The following is a 14953-nucleotide window of genomic DNA, read 5'->3' on the forward strand; positions in this document are numbered from 1 at the left end:
CAATGAAAATGGTTGACAAAACTTTATAAAAAGTGAGGAGTAGAGCAATGAACTTTGATAAAGAACAGCTTTTTTGGATAAATCCAATCAATGATTATTCTATTACAGAAAACAGGATTGAATTTGTAACGATGCCGAATACAGATTTTTGGCAACGAACCTATTATGGTTTTAGAAATGATAATTCACCTGCACTGTTAATGAAAACTGCTGAGAAGTATTTTTCATTTATAGTAAGAACAGATTATGATAGTACACATAGATACGAGCAGTGTGGGATAGTCATCTATCAGGACAGTGATAATTGGTTCAAGGCATCGGTAGAATATGAAAATGAGGAATTCCAAAGACTTGGAAGTGTGGTTACAAATCATGGATATTCAGATTGGGCAACAACTGATATCGATGCAAACATTAAAACTATGTATTATAGACTAAGTCGACGCGAAAGTGATTTCTGTATTGAAAGCTCTTTGGACGGGACTATATTTGAACAGATGCGTATTTTTCATTTGTTTGAAGGGAATGAGGAAATAAATTTTGGCTTATATGCTTGTAGCCCAGAGAATTCTTCATTTAAAGGTGTTTTTACCGAAATGGAAATTACAGAGTGTAAGTGGTTGGAGCATAAATAGTCGTTTACGCAGCTGAAAGTGAATATTACTCAAAAGGGCCTTCCTAAAAGGAAGGTCTTTTTTTAATGGAGCGGTTATAAAGTTGTCATCAGTTTGCGATTTCTATAGTTATCCATGTGGTAAAATTAGGATAATTGGATCTTGGGAGGCGAGGACATTGAGTCTTGTGATGATCATTTTATTACTGTTCTTAAATATTCCAGTATATAAATTTTTATTTCGCGTGTTCTTCGTGAATAAAGATGATTATAGCGAATCGATTAGGCATACTTTTACACCTAACATCATTTCATTATTCCGGGGAGAGTATTGGAAGGATAGAATGAATACGGCAAGGCTTCAGTTTTTTATACTCATTTGCGGTGGGATTGTTGTTTTGGAATACCTTGTTTTGTATAAAATAATTGATATTTTTCGTTAACTAGAACTTCATTAAGAAACTTCTGCTTATGGTGAGCAGGAGTTTTTTTATCTTGCATAAGCACCGCCCTATTATGGAAAACTTATGTAGTGCGAATAAACAGCATGAATCTATTTTGCGAGGTGATAATGATGACAAATCAAGATCCGCAGGAGCTTCTTAAAAGTAAACACAAGCTGGATGAGCAGAAGAGGCAGTTCACAAATTTTGCCCGAAGTGCTTCCGGTCATGGTGAAGCAGAAGCAGGCCAGGAATTCAGTAATGACCGAGTGCCAGATGATCAAAACCGCATGAAATCTGTTGAGAACAGACAAGATTGATCTTAAAAAGCTATCAAATAAGCCGATCCTTTTCTGGATCGGCTTAGAAAAATAATTTTTACGTTGTAAGGTTGTTCAATAGGTATCAAATGCTAGAGTTTTCTTGCTTTAATTACAAAAGTTACAGGAAGCATCTTTGCTTTTTTTGCAAAATCGCTTTTATCGTCCCGCGACTGCATAAGTTCATCATCAGATTGCTCAATCATTTGCTCAATAACAAATCCAGCTTTAGATAGCGCATTCACATAAGTTGATAATTTACGATCCGATAAAGTTAGCGTACTTTCATCAAGAGATACTGAATACCAAGATTCATCGAAATAACATTTTTTAAAAACAAGCATATCATTTTCTGCAACAACACATTTGTGTATAGGGTGAGACCAGCTGAAAATAAATGATCCATCTTTTTTAAGGTAAGAAGCAATCCGGCTAAAAGTACCCTCAAGGTCAGTTGTCCAGCCTATGGCATAAACCGAATATACAAAGTCAAAATAATCCTCTGGCAGGCCACATTCTTCTTCCATAGGTGAGCAGATCAATTTTGCTGAAAGACCGTGCTCCGTCAAAAGTTGCCTAGTCTTTTCGATTTGGTTCTCTGCTATATCCGTACCCCATAGTTCAGATGCATTGCGTTCCCCCAGATATTGCAAAGATTGACCGCTTCCACAGCCTATCTCCAGCAACTTTTTCCCTGAGACATCACCAAAAAGTTGGCATTGTTCTTCCGATACAAATGCTCCATAAAGAGGAAGTGCAGTAGCTCCTAAAACTTCATTTCCTTTTGTATCCCAAAATAAGCTGTTTGTTTCATGAATAGTATTCGTATCCATATCGACCGAGATGGCGACGCCAACCTCACCAGCGCCTATAACGTTTGTTCTATAACCAGAATTTTTGTCCATGCAGACACCCGCCCCAAATATAGATTATATAAGCCTAAACATATCTCCCGACTTGCGCGTAATCCCAATAACATATATCGAACACGAACAAGCTGAGGGATTAACCATAGAATAATCTACCATTTTCCCATGAACATATCCATCCAAAATTTCCCGCTAAAATTTCCAATTGTGAAATAAAGCATGAATTTCTGTTTATCTCTCGCAGGGGGAGCCAGAATAAGTATGAATGTTACGATATTTTAATTTACGAGAAGGATCAGTTTTTCATGCTGCTCTAGGCATGCAACTGGACTCGCACACACCTTTCCTAGATAAATAGGCAGTCAAGCTATAATTTAATTCTAGCTATTGTATAGTCCAATCCCGACTACAGTTCTTACATACATTAAAGAGAGACTGGTAGTTTATATTAAATCTTTAATTAAGGGAGGATTCACTAGAATGGCCATTCTATCATCAGGACCTATTGATAATAGCGCTGTGAGCGGTTTCAGACCTACTGAACAGGTGACGGTCAAGATTGATAATCGGGATGCGTTAAATCAGTCCGCAATTCTGATCCAAGGGTACAATTTAACCCTCACAAGGACCTTGTATGTAAGCGAGCTTGTTACTATTTCTCCAGACGAGGTGATTACAAGAAATTACTTTGCCAATCTGGATGCCTATGAGTTTGTCTTTACAACGGAAGGTCTTGCAGAATTACAGACGGAAATTTCCATGTGGGGCAAAAATACAGACGGGGAGCTGGTTACCGCCCACCGGCTTGTATCATCTGAGCTGCTGGGAACTGAAAATGGGGGAGCCACAGGCTCCGTTAACCGCATTTATGTTTCCAATTTCAATAGCAATGATGTTTCTGTGATCAACGGGGCAACAGGTGCGGTGATAGTAGTCATCCCTGTAGGTGTGAATCCTGCGGGAGTAGCCATAAACCCGTTAACTAATCGTATTTATGTTGCTAATTTGAACAGCGACAACGTATCCGCTATCGACGGAGCGACCAATACGGTGCTGGCTACCATTCCTGCCTGGGATGGAGCAGGTGCTGTCGCGGTCAATACTGCTACCAATGCTATCTATGTTGCTAACTTTAATGATAATAGTGTTACTGTCATTGACGGATTAACCAACACAGTGGTGACTACCATTATTCCCGCCGGCGGTTCTCCTTTTCCAACGGGGATCGGCGTGAATTCCTTAACCAATACTATTTATGTAGCTGAATTCAACTCGGATATTGTTACCGTCATTGACGGGTCTACGAATATGGTTATTACGCAGATTCCCGTTCAGGTTAATCCATTTCGGGTGGGCGTTGATCCCTTAACGAACCGGATTTATGTCTCGAACTTTACCAGTAACACCGTTTCAGTCATTGATGGAGCCAGCAATACTGTGATAACTAACTTGCCTGTAGGAACGACTCCGGCTGAATTGGGAGTGAACATATCAACCAATGCCATCTATGTGCCAAACCGGGATGACGACAATGTGTCGGTGATTGGCGGATTAACGAATACGGTGATTACTACCATTCCGGTCGGGAATAATCCTAATGGTGCAGGAGTTAATCCATTGACCAACCGCATCTATATCACCAATCAGGATGATAACACGGTATCGGTCATTGATGGGGTTACCCAGACTGTGATTAGTGTTATTCCTGTAGGTGCACGTCCGTTCTCAGTCGGTGTCAATCCGTAGGAAGCAAGGACAAAGAATTTAGTACACTCTAAATTCTGTTCTTCATCTTACCGCAGGGGGTGAATCATACGATGAAAATAAAATCGGCAGAAGAAATTATGATCCTATTGTCGAGTATGGACAAAGAGCATTCTGCAGCACGTATCTACGTTCCGGGCATAGGTGAATTCACGATTGTACTACAAAAGAAAGAGGGTAGCAGCGGGACAGCAGCAGAAGAACGCATAATACCGGCAGCAGGGTTAACAAGGAACCCTTATCTTTAGTGATAATCAGTAACTCAACCTTCTTCCGGTAAGGAAGAGGCTGGGGGTTTGTATCTTGAAGTTTTGTATATGAGAGAAGTTGAAACAGTCTTGGACTGAATACGAAAGTCCAAGACTGTTCTACTTTTTTCCGCCTAATGTTTCGAGATAGATTTCCTGCCTGCAGCAGGTTGTACTACTCGAAGACCTTTAATAGGAGAGGTACTCCGGCCAACATTTTTCCTTTTACCAGGAACTGCCGTGTTGACATTTAAAAAATTAGATTGACTTTGAATACTAGTGGAGACAATATTAACCGTGTAATTTCTGTAGTTACCAATACTGATTTTTCTCAATCCAAGCCTTCTACAAAGCGGAGCAGCACAGTAACCTGCGCCACCACAAAGTTTGAAAGCATTTTGCGGTAGAGTAAGATAGTTAACACCTGACCATACAAGACGCCTATCTGCAGATTCGGCATAGTAATATATCTCACGATTGTTGACTGCCCCATTCAATACCTCTACCGTTTGACCTGGATTAATTGTGTACCAACCTACCGCTTCATACCAGCTGGGCCAAGGTATTAAGGGGATAGAGCCCTTATTACAGCTTGCAGAGGAGTAATATGCGAAGGCAACATATATGGTTACACTGGTACTATTACGAAAACTAAGTCCCATTGCATTCAGCTCCTTTCTTTTTGATAGAATAAAGTATGCAGTTTAATAGAAGAAAGGAATGGACATTAAGAAAACAATTTCGAATCGATTGGGTTGCTCATGTGAAGAGCCAGGGTAGATAAATTAAGAAGAGACCTCTCGCGTGCCGTCCTTTATCTATGTCATCCTATTTTATCGATCGAACTTATTAATTCGTCAGAGGACGTAGATCTGTTCTGTTTGGTCCGAGTCAAAAAAGCATATGTGGATGTATATATTAGAAACATAACACCTGCAGGGTTGTAATGAGTATTTGCTCTGACTAATAGTTAAATTAATCCCAGCATTTGTCATACAGACGCTCCCCTATGTGTCGATGAAATATCATAGTGAAGAAATGCGTGAACTGGTATACACACTAGGCAAAACTTTACTTAGATTTCTGGTCGAACTCCGCAGACCTGTTCCAAGGCTGACTTATTTCCAATGACATGTACAACATTAAGAGTATCAAGTAAAATGGCTGATATAAGAATTCTGAATGTATTGGTTTGATCAGGGGGGGAGTTTTACAATGAAGAAAAAGGTACTAACTGAACGTCAGTTAAAATCGCAACAAGTCAAAGAAAATATACATAATGCAGCCATCAGGATGCTGAAAGAATATGAATACGACTATTTAACGGTTCGTAATGTATGCAAAGAAGCCAACGTATCTACAGGTACGTTTTATCATCATTTTAAAAACAAAGATGATCTTTTGACCTATTATTTAGCATACGGGTACGAAAAGTACATGGATGAAAACGAGATTCTGTTTGATGATGATGTGAAAAAGAACATCGCTCAAATTTATCATATTTACATTTCTTATTGTATGGAGATGGGTATTGAATTTTTATCAAATTACTATTCCACTAAAAATAAAAGCTTAAATACACGTGATAAACATTCCCCAGAAGAAATCCACAAGGTTCCATTTTTTGAAAAGTCGATCATTGCCATAAAACATGGGCAAGAACAGGAATTTATATCGCCAGATGTAGATATACATGAAGCTGCTAATGATATTTGCACTTTAGTTAAAGGACTCATCTTCGAGTGGTGCCTGACAGATGGGAGCTATGACCTACAAAAGAATGTTCAAAAAATCTTAAGGATTTATTTGAATAGTATAGTTACAGAGGCGTATAGAGCTTTGTACGAATAAATTTTTGGAAATAGTTATTTGACAACTATGGATTTTTGCTATAATTTTAGAACATGTTCTAGAAATGGTTATTTGTTCTCTGGGCAACGCCAACCGGGGGTCTTTATGGAGACCTTAGGATGAAAAACTATTTACTGAGCGTTTGAGTACTTTACTCGGTGATCGTCTTCCCCTAGTGGCAGTAGGTTTTATTCATAGTCCAGAAGAATGCTAGACATCCTAAACAGTGGGATTACTCTTGTTGCCAAGGGTCGGGAATTTATTGTGGAACCGCATTGGGTGAAGAAGGTGATGGATGGGAATGAAGGAGATATTGCTTGGGAGAAACTATTTTTCATCGAAGGTTAGGTACCCGTGACGAAAAAAATGAATAGGGTGGTGTAAGGGCGGAACTATGGATTAAAATCTCGAAGTAAAGCAAAACATTCTAATTTAGAAAACTAGTAAACATAAATAACAGGATAATCATATTAACCTTTTATATGCATGCGCATGCAAATATATGGTTGTTTTCAAAATAAATACGCCAACTAATTGTTCAATACGAAGATAATAAATATTCCCTTATAAAAGGAGCCCTATGAGAAACATGATTTCAATAAACATATTGGACTATTCGCCAGTGGACGAAAATTACGATGCACAAGAAGCATTGATTCAGACAACGGAGTTGGCAAAAAGAGCGGATCAACTTGGATATAAGAGATTTTGGGTATCAGAGCATCACCAAATGCAGTCCTTAGCAGGAAGTACTCCTGAACTGCTCATGATGCATCTTGCGGCTTCAACAAATCACATAAGAATCGGTTCTGGAGGAGTGATGCTTCCTCATTATAGCTCGTATAAAGTGGCTGAAAACTTCCGGATGCTAGAGGCTCTGTACCCTAATCGTATTGACTTAGGTATAGGAAGAGCTCCCGGAGCAAATAGATTAGTCACTCACGCACTTAATGAAGAGAAAACTAGACCACTTTCCTATGAGCAACAAGTTATGGATCTAAAAAGTTTCTTAACGAATGATTTTCCAGAAGAACATCGTTTCAAAGATTTGTTCACTACGCCTGATATTTCTACAACTCCAGAAATGTGGGTCTTGGGTGGGGGAGGAGGAAGTGCCAAAATAGCTGCTGATAATGGCGCTGCATATACGTTTGCTCATTTTATTAATCCTTATGGAGAAGGGATAAGAGCAATAAATCACTATCGAGAAAACTTTAAACCATCCAAATTGTTTAAAGAACCTCATGTAATGATTGCTGTATTTGCTGTAATCGCAGAAACAAATGAAGAGGCAGAAGAGCTCGCAAAAGCATTTGATTTATGGCTTTTGAAAGCTGAGTCTGCACAAACTCCAAATTCTTACCCTTCAATTGAAACTGCAAAGATCTATTCATACAGTTCATTTGAGAAAGAAACTATTCATCGTAATCGCAATCGCGTTGTAGTTGGTGATGTAAATCATGTTAAGGAACAAATTGAGAATCTTGCAAAAAAATATGGAGTGAACGAAGTAACTATTCTGCCAAATATCTCAGGAGCTAATAATAGAGTTAAATCTATTGAACTGCTGGCGCGAGCTTTTAATTTGAAAGAATTATAATTTTTATTAAGGATTAGAAAAACGGAGCACAACTATCAAATTTATCATTGAAGGGGAAGTCGAAAATGTTGAATTTAAATGAATCATTAAACGATAATCTAAGCTTAGAACAAAGAATAGCTCGGTTAGAAGATATTGAAGCAATCAAACAGTTAAAGTATCAGTACGCACGTTATTGTGATAACCATTATGACCCGGATGGAATCGCCTCATTATTCATACCAGATGGACATTGGTTAGTTACTGGTATTGGTGGCGAGGCAACAGGCCATGATGAGATAAAGAAGCATTTCGTTGCAGCTTCTAAGGATATTGTATGGGTCGTACATTATATAACGTCACCAGAAATCGTAATAGCTTCTGATGGGAATAGTGCTACTGGAAAGTTTTATTTGAACTGTCTTGCTACCATTATTAATAAAAATGACAGATCCCAAGAAGACGCAGTAGTAATGACCGGGAACTATGTTGATCATTTCGTTAAGGTAAATGGAAAGTGGTACTTCAAAAAATTAAGCGGTGCTATAACTCAAGCGTCTGAATGGACAGATGGTTGGGTTCGTAAGCCTTGGATTGAATGAAGTATTCCTGCGTTATAAACCATTAGAGGGTAAAAGCTAAAATATAACAACCCACAGCCAAGATCATATTTATTATAAATCTTGGCTGTGGGTTGTTATTTATTTGTAATGAATATTATGATAATGGTTCATATCGCTAGTCATTGGATGCTCATGTGTGAAATGGAAGTGTTTGGAAAGTGCCACAGAAATTGTCAGAGTCTAACCGTATAAACACAGTTTCTTCCTCCCGCTAATATGTACTCCCCCCGTTCAATATGAACATTATTACCTAGAACAGTTTTAAATAGATGTAACTCATTTTTGCATAACCCGGTACATACAGCAGCAGCTTCACAGATCGGGCAATGTTTCTCAATGAATAAAAGACTGCCATCATCCTGCTCCTTAACCTCGGCCATATACCCTTCACTTGTTCGAATCTCAGCCAGTTTCTCCAGCTTCACTCTAACGTCTGCTGTATCACCAAGATGCTGAAGATATTGTTCTTGCATATTCTTATTTCGAACAGCCAGCAGCTTGTCCAGCCCCTCGTTTCCGAAAGCTTCTTTCATGGAATGGATCAGACTGACGGATAAATCCGAATATCCGCTTGGAAAAAACCGATCGGCCGCGGGGGTTAAGATCCATAGCTTGGTGGGTCGCCCCATGGGACGGGACTCTTCTTTATTAGTAACCAGCCCTTCTTCTTTCAGCGCATTCAAATGTTGACGAATAGCCATTCCAGATAGCGAAAACTGCGAGGAGAGTGCCATAACATCCATTCCCCCTTGCTGCTTTAACAGATCAATGATCGCTCTTCGGGTCTTGGTTGAGACATCCTTTTTGGTTTGATTTCGGCTCATGTTGCACCTCCTACTGAAACAACTAAATCTACATCACAGACTACATTTTAAACAAAAATGTTGACAAAGTCAAAGCTGAACTGTAGCTTAGACATTATAAACAAAAATGTTTACTAAGTGTCCGGATACGATGTATACATACCAATTTTCTTGGAGGTCACATTTCATGTCGTCTAATCATCAAAGTATTTTCAGCCCACGTTATTTTGCACTATCCATAGGTATTATTCTGTCAGTGATGGCCGTTGGATTCGAAGGCCTGTCCGTAACCACCATTGCCCCTTCAATTGCTGGAGATTTGAACGGCCTTAGCCTGTTTGGCTGGATATTCAGTACTTATCTGCTTGCGCAGATTATCGGAACTCTGGTCGTCGGTCGAATCATAGATAGAAGAGGACCTGCAGTACCGTTCACTATCGCACTTCTTTTGTTTATCGTTGGGTTGATTGCTGCCGCAACATCAGGCGATATGTATACCATGATAGGATCACGGGCCATGCAGGGTTTGGGTGCCGGAGCTATGATGACTTGTGTGTACACAGCAATATCCTTAAGCTACCCGGATGAATTACGCGCCAAAATACTCGGAGCATTTGGTACGGCCTATGTTCTTCCGTCCATGCTCGGTCCTTACGTTGCAGGTCTTATTGCAGATCAGTGGTCCTGGCGGTTTGTTTTCTGGGGAATATTACCGATCCTGATGATTTCAGCACTGCTTAGTTTACCTGCGTTCACGAAATTAAAAACACCGAAGACGCAAGGGGATATCGGAGCTTCATCAACTTGGAATGCGTTACTGTTAACGATGGGTACAGGGATTTTCTTAGTTGGTCTAAGCATGCTTCCGAGCATTATGGGATTTGTTTTAGTCATTATCGGCTTAGTACTTATGATATTTCCGCTCCGCAAACTGCTACCGAAGGGAACTCTTACGCTTAGAAGAGGCATGCCAGCTATTCTGGCAACACGTGGGCTGTTCTTCGCTGCCTATACCAGCACACAGAATTTCTTGGTATTGGCTCTAATCGATGTGAAAGGAATAACGCCTTCTCAGGCCGGATTGATTGTAGCGAGTGCTGCGTTGAGTTGGTGCGTCATAGCGTATCTGCAAGGACGGTGGGATTCGGCAGATCAGGGCCGTGGACGGCATACGCGAATTATTCTGGGTGTATTGCTGCTTGCCATAGGGATTACTATCGTATTTTGGATACCCGTTGTGACCGTTACCGTAGCAGTTATTGGACAGATCATCGCTGGAATCGGCATTGGATTGGCGCATCCGATTAGCGGTGTTGTGGCGTTTTCTCAGACAGGAGAAGGAGGTGTCGGCAACACCTCGGCTAATCTGCAATTTGCGGATTCTTTTACACCCGGTGTAGTTATCGGGATCGGCGGTTCCATCCTTGTGGTTTGTCAGGCTGGCGGAATGTCACTCCAATCCGGATTAATTGTAGCAATGGGTTTCCATCTCTTGTTGATTGTAATGAGTTTATTTGCGAGCACTCGGATCTCACCAGTAGCTGAACAAATAGGAACGGGTATCCAATCTTTAGGTTTGAAAAACAAATAAACGAAGGAGGAGTTCACAATGTTCATCGAGGTCAGTGACAAAGCATCAGAAAAAATCGCCGAAATCTTATCAAGTGCGAATATCCGAAATCCATTTCTAAGAGTGGGTGTTGATGAAGGAGGATGCAGTGGACTATCCTATACCCTAGTCGTGGATGAGCAGCAAGCAGAAGAGGATATTATATTAAATAAACAAGATTTTAGTATATTGGTTCACCCGAATAGTATTCCATATATTGACGGTCTTGAAATTGACTATGAAGAGAGTGGAATGGTAGGCGGATTCACTATGAATAACCCTAATGCAAAAGCTTCATGTGGATGCGGAGCCAGTTTCAGAATGGCCAATTATCGTGGCGAAATAAAAAAATGTGATTAAACAGCAGGAAGGAGAGAAGAGGAATGATATCATTTGCAGTATCCGAAAAAGCATTGGATTCATTTAAGAATGAATGGGGTTTGGAAGAGGGGCAATATGTAAGAATTTACGCAAAATATGCCGGTGGAGGCTCTGATGCTTTCACTGTTGGAATTAATGCAAGTGCTACACCGATCGATCCCGCATGGGTTCAATCCATTGGCGGATTTCATTTCTTTGTTGAAAAAACTGATGTTTGGATTTTACAGGATGAACTTCTTCAAATTGATTGTAATGAAAACGGCATATTTTCAACCAAAATCTCCTGAACATCTTCTTGGGTTGCAATTTACAGTAGAATATCTACTACACTTCTAGCAATTTCGCATACTATTGTCTATACTGTTTTAAATAAATATCAGAATTGGATCTGATTTTTATAAGAAGCATGGTGCTAGGAAGCAGGTGCAGAGCATTGATAAATTTGGATAAATTAGCAAAGGCATTTACTAAAGGTGTCTATGAAATAGAAGATAGAAGCCGCTTAGTCATCCAGCCCAAAAGCTTATTAAGTGAATTCACCACCGTTAAGCATGGATTTCTATTTATCATTCGCGGGGGAGCCAGAATATGTGTGAATGGAACGGTATATGAATTACGGCCAGGATCAGTTTTTCATGCTGCTCCGGGCATGCAGATGGATTCGCAGGTTATAGGACAATCTGAGCTCGAGTATTACTCCCTTTTTTATAAATTGGATATGCCGGAAGAATTGAATAGTACTCACGAATTTGACTCTCATTTCAAGCTGGAGCCGGGAGCGAATCTAAAAATTATTGAATTACTAATTATGCTCCATCAGAATGCCCATCCATCCGGAGAAATTGGGAAGCTGCGTATCAAGGAGTTGTTCTTAAGCCTGATGCACCAGGTTCTGATTGCGTGCAGTTACAGAGAGAACGATCGTTCTCCGAATCAAAGAATGGTAGACGAAGCCCTTGCGTATATTAAACTTCATTATATGAATTCACTTACACTCGGTGAGTTAGCGGAACAGCATGCAATGAGTGCCAACCGCTTCTCTTACCTCTTTCATAAATATACGGGACTACGACCCATCGACTATGTCGTTAATTATCGTTTGCAACGGGCCTGTGAATTACTCAAAGCAGGTAATTTTCCTATCCGCGAGATTGCTGACCGTGTCGGTTATGACAATCCACTATATTTCAGCCGATTATTCAAAAAGAAATTCGGTGTTTCTCCCTCTGCCTATAAATAATGTACATAATGAGCTTCTTGTACTTGAACTACGTCTGCAGCTACTGGTGATAAGCCAGAAGTGCAGACTTTTTTTATTTAGATTAAATAATGATGCATGCTGGATTTGAGATTTGTACATTTGAATTTATTTAAATTTTTGATAAACTCACCTTTGTAACTGAGAATCATTATCAGTAAATTGATTTATAAATGAAAGGCTGGTAGATATGACAGAAAAAAGACCCAAACAATTATGTATTGGCCTGTCCTTAAATGCAACCTGGATGAAAGGAGACGGCTGGCGGCATCCGGATAGCAGAGTAGAAAAGATGGAGTCTATTGATTACTATATTGATTTGGCAAAAATGGCTGAGAATTCAAAGCTCGATTTTCTTTTCAGAGCTGATTATCTGTATGTTAGCCCGCAGATGTTAGGAGATTCCTCAAATTTCGGCAGCCCAGACCCTGCATTGTTTTTTGCAGCGATAGCTCGTGAAACCGAGCGGATCGGACTGGTAACGACGATTTCCACTACTTTTAATCCGCCGTATGTTGTTGCAAGGCAGCTGCAGTCCTTACACTGGCTGAGCAATGGACGCGCCGGCTGGAATATTGTCACTTCTATTGAAGGCGCCGATAATTTCAGCGACTCACCTATGCCGTCACCGGAAGAGAGATATGCCAAGGCTATGGAGTTCACGGATGTTGTATGCAAGCTTTGGGAGAGTTTTCCGAATGAAGCGATCGTTATCGACCGTCAGTCAGGTATGTTTTCGGATAAGGATAAAGTGACTGCCATTAATCATTCCGGGGAATTTTTCAGTGTAAAAGGGCCGCTTACTTTGCCTGCTCACAAGTCAGGAACGCCGCCGCTATTCCAAGCTGGGGCTTCGGATATTGGACGGAATTTCGCCTCATCTGTAGCTGATGCTATTTTTGCCGCAATGCCGGATATCGAATCGGGAGTGGAACTAAGGAATGATCTGAGAAGAAGAGCGGCTGAGCAGGGCCGTGATCCGGATGCTATCAAAGTTTTGCCGGGCTTATATTTTTTCCTGGCCGATACGCGCGAAGAAGCACTTGAATTACATAAGGCTGCACATGCGAATTTAAGCCTTGAACGCAGACATGCTTCGCTTAAATCGGTGCTGGGTCTTGATTTAAGCGGTTATCCCTTAGATAAGCGAGTAACTGCCGATATGTTACCCGATTCCAGTCAGGCCGTCCGCAGCCGGACTCATGCTGAGTTGTTACGGCGTTATATTATTAAAAATCAGCCTACAGTGAAAGAAATCTTGGACAGGCCGGAGATTGTCGGATCTGCACATTGGGTATCTGTCGGGACAGTCGAGGATGTGCTGAACGATATTATTGAACGGTTTGAAGCGGGGGCTATAGATGGCTTCATCGCCCTGCCAGGCGGTTCGGAACAATCTATGGAGCTGTTTTTTGAGAAGTTGGTACCGCAGCTGGTTGAAAGAGACTTATTCCGGAGCGAATATACGGGTAGCACTTTCCGTGAGCATTTAGGGATTTAAAAAAGAGAAATGAGGCGATTGAACGATGCATGAAGAGGAATTGTTTGATGTTACGATTATTGGCGGCGGTCCGGCTGGATTATTTGCTGCATTTTATAGCGGACTCCGTGAAATGAAAACCAAAATTATAGAATTCCAACCTGTGCTTGGCGGCAAAGTGCATGTCTATCCGGAAAAGATGATCTGGGACGTGGGAGGCTTACAGCCTATTCTTGGCTCGCAGCTTATTGAACAAATGGTTGGTCAAGGGATGACTTTCCAACCGGAGGTTGCCTTTAATGAAAAGGTCACATCCATCTCGCAAGATGAAGCAGGTTACTTTATTTTACACACAGCCGCAAACCGGAAGCATTTCACTAAAACTGTCATATTGGCCATTGGAGGAGGCATTTTGAAGCCGGTCAAGCTCGAAATCAAGGGTGCCGAAAGATTCGAAATCACAAATTTGCATTATACGGTGAAGTCACTTGCCCGCTTTAAAGAGAAGACTGTCCTAATATCGGGAGGCGGCCATTCTGCTGTAGACTGGGCGAATGAACTGGCTCCGATTGCCAAAAAGGTGTTTCTGACGTACCGGAAAGAGAACTTAAAGGGGCATGAAGCCGATATTTCACGCTTGGCAAACAATGGCGTAGAGTGCTTGTTAAATACTTCAATCGAAAAGTTGATTGCCACACCGGATCACGAAAGAATAGGGACTGTACTGCTAAAAAGTAATGACAACGGAGAGGGATTTGAGCTGTCTGTCGATGAGGTCATCATTAATCACGGTTATGAGCGCGACAAAGAACTGCTGGTGAACAGTGAAATTAAAATGGATCTGTGGGAACACCGGATTTCAGGATCAGTAATGAGCGGGACATCCGTGCCGGGTATTTATGCGGCAGGGGATGTTCTACATCATGAGGGGAAACTGCACCTGATCGCGGGGGCATTCCAGGATGCTGCCAATGCGGTAAACCAAGCCAAACAATACATCACACCGGAGGCAAATTCGTCCGGGATGGTGTCTTCACATAATGACCTGTTCACGCAGAAAAACCGTGATTTAATGAAGCATTTATACAGACAGTAATGATAACAACTCAAGG

18 protein-coding genes are annotated in these 14953 nt (G+C 40.9%); 15 read left to right on the forward strand and 3 right to left on the reverse strand.

Going from position 1 to position 14953, the window contains the following annotated elements:
- Positions 1-47: 47 nt before the first annotated feature.
- The 3 genes from NSQ55_RS15465 to NSQ55_RS15475 all read left to right on the forward strand — a co-directional run bounded on the left by NSQ55_RS15465 (position 48) and on the right by NSQ55_RS15475 (position 1376).
- The gene (locus tag NSQ55_RS15465; protein ID WP_076184931.1) at positions 48-635 is read left to right on the forward strand and encodes a DUF1349 domain-containing protein; all 588 of its coding nucleotides are present in this window, start codon (positions 48-50) and stop codon (positions 633-635) included.
- Positions 636-792: 157 nt separating this feature from the next.
- The gene (locus NSQ55_RS15470) at positions 793-1056 is read left to right on the forward strand and encodes a hypothetical protein (protein WP_339167879.1); all 264 of its coding nucleotides are present in this window, start codon (positions 793-795) and stop codon (positions 1054-1056) included.
- Between the two features lie 128 nt (positions 1057-1184).
- Positions 1185-1376, forward strand: a complete 192-nt coding sequence (locus NSQ55_RS15475) for a hypothetical protein (RefSeq protein WP_076130505.1) — start codon at positions 1185-1187, stop codon at positions 1374-1376.
- 92 nt (positions 1377-1468) lie between these two features.
- Here the strand turns inward: NSQ55_RS15475 and NSQ55_RS15480 are convergent, their stop codons facing one another.
- Positions 1469-2281, reverse strand: a complete 813-nt coding sequence (locus NSQ55_RS15480) for a class I SAM-dependent methyltransferase (protein ID WP_076130506.1) — start codon at positions 2279-2281, stop codon at positions 1469-1471.
- A 444-nt stretch (positions 2282-2725) separates the two neighbouring features.
- Between NSQ55_RS15480 and NSQ55_RS15485 the strand changes: the two genes are divergently transcribed.
- Together NSQ55_RS15485 and NSQ55_RS15490 are read left to right on the forward strand one after the other, a co-directional pair.
- A complete protein-coding gene (locus NSQ55_RS15485; RefSeq protein ID WP_339167883.1) occupies positions 2726-3991 on the forward strand; it encodes a YncE family protein in 1266 nt (421 codons plus the stop codon).
- 71 nt (positions 3992-4062) lie between these two features.
- Positions 4063-4257, forward strand: a complete 195-nt coding sequence (locus NSQ55_RS15490; protein ID WP_339167884.1) for a hypothetical protein — start codon at positions 4063-4065, stop codon at positions 4255-4257.
- A gap of 331 nt (positions 4258-4588) precedes the next feature.
- Here NSQ55_RS15490 and NSQ55_RS15495 read toward each other — a convergent pair whose 3' ends face one another.
- Positions 4589-4750 (reverse strand): hypothetical protein, encoded by a 162-nt coding sequence (locus tag NSQ55_RS15495; protein ID WP_239498742.1) that lies wholly within the window; start codon positions 4748-4750, stop codon positions 4589-4591.
- A 722-nt stretch (positions 4751-5472) separates the two neighbouring features.
- On the opposite strand from NSQ55_RS15495, the gene NSQ55_RS15500 reads away from it, so the two are divergent.
- The 4 genes from NSQ55_RS15500 (at position 5473) to NSQ55_RS15515 (ending at position 8289) form a co-directional block, all read left to right on the forward strand.
- Positions 5473-6108, forward strand: a complete 636-nt coding sequence (locus NSQ55_RS15500; protein WP_076184924.1) for a TetR/AcrR family transcriptional regulator — start codon at positions 5473-5475, stop codon at positions 6106-6108.
- 207 nt (positions 6109-6315) lie between these two features.
- A complete protein-coding gene (locus NSQ55_RS15505; protein ID WP_179086262.1) occupies positions 6316-6456 on the forward strand; it encodes a hypothetical protein in 141 nt (46 codons plus the stop codon).
- 241 nt (positions 6457-6697) lie between these two features.
- A complete protein-coding gene (locus tag NSQ55_RS15510) occupies positions 6698-7708 on the forward strand; it encodes an LLM class flavin-dependent oxidoreductase (RefSeq protein WP_076190296.1) in 1011 nt (336 codons plus the stop codon).
- 65 nt (positions 7709-7773) lie between these two features.
- A complete protein-coding gene (locus NSQ55_RS15515) occupies positions 7774-8289 on the forward strand; it encodes a nuclear transport factor 2 family protein (protein ID WP_076184923.1) in 516 nt (171 codons plus the stop codon).
- A gap of 194 nt (positions 8290-8483) precedes the next feature.
- Here NSQ55_RS15515 and NSQ55_RS15520 read toward each other — a convergent pair whose 3' ends face one another.
- Positions 8484-9134 (reverse strand): metalloregulator ArsR/SmtB family transcription factor, encoded by a 651-nt coding sequence (locus tag NSQ55_RS15520; RefSeq protein ID WP_076130513.1) that lies wholly within the window; start codon positions 9132-9134, stop codon positions 8484-8486.
- A 166-nt stretch (positions 9135-9300) separates the two neighbouring features.
- Here NSQ55_RS15520 and NSQ55_RS15525 point away from each other — a divergent pair, with 166 nt between their 5' ends.
- From NSQ55_RS15525 to NSQ55_RS15550, 6 genes are all read left to right on the forward strand, one after another.
- A complete protein-coding gene (locus NSQ55_RS15525; protein ID WP_076184920.1) occupies positions 9301-10704 on the forward strand; it encodes an MFS transporter in 1404 nt (467 codons plus the stop codon).
- Between the two features lie 18 nt (positions 10705-10722).
- Positions 10723-11082 (forward strand): iron-sulfur cluster assembly accessory protein, encoded by a 360-nt coding sequence (locus tag NSQ55_RS15530; protein WP_076184918.1) that lies wholly within the window; start codon positions 10723-10725, stop codon positions 11080-11082.
- 23 nt (positions 11083-11105) lie between these two features.
- Complete coding sequence (locus NSQ55_RS15535) at positions 11106-11390, forward strand: hypothetical protein (RefSeq protein ID WP_076099150.1); 285 nt, start codon at positions 11106-11108, stop codon at positions 11388-11390.
- A 146-nt stretch (positions 11391-11536) separates the two neighbouring features.
- Positions 11537-12343, forward strand: a complete 807-nt coding sequence (locus tag NSQ55_RS15540) for an AraC family transcriptional regulator (RefSeq protein WP_076184916.1) — start codon at positions 11537-11539, stop codon at positions 12341-12343.
- A 208-nt stretch (positions 12344-12551) separates the two neighbouring features.
- Positions 12552-13862, forward strand: a complete 1311-nt coding sequence (locus NSQ55_RS15545) for an NtaA/DmoA family FMN-dependent monooxygenase (protein ID WP_339167894.1) — start codon at positions 12552-12554, stop codon at positions 13860-13862.
- A gap of 25 nt (positions 13863-13887) precedes the next feature.
- Positions 13888-14937 (forward strand): NAD(P)/FAD-dependent oxidoreductase, encoded by a 1050-nt coding sequence (locus NSQ55_RS15550; protein ID WP_076130518.1) that lies wholly within the window; start codon positions 13888-13890, stop codon positions 14935-14937.
- Positions 14938-14953 lie beyond the last annotated feature (16 nt).

The sequence above is a fragment of the Paenibacillus sp. FSL H7-0943 genome, from assembly GCF_037963265.1.
Lineage (GTDB): Bacteria > Bacillota > Bacilli > Paenibacillales > Paenibacillaceae > Paenibacillus_AQ > Paenibacillus_AQ odorifer.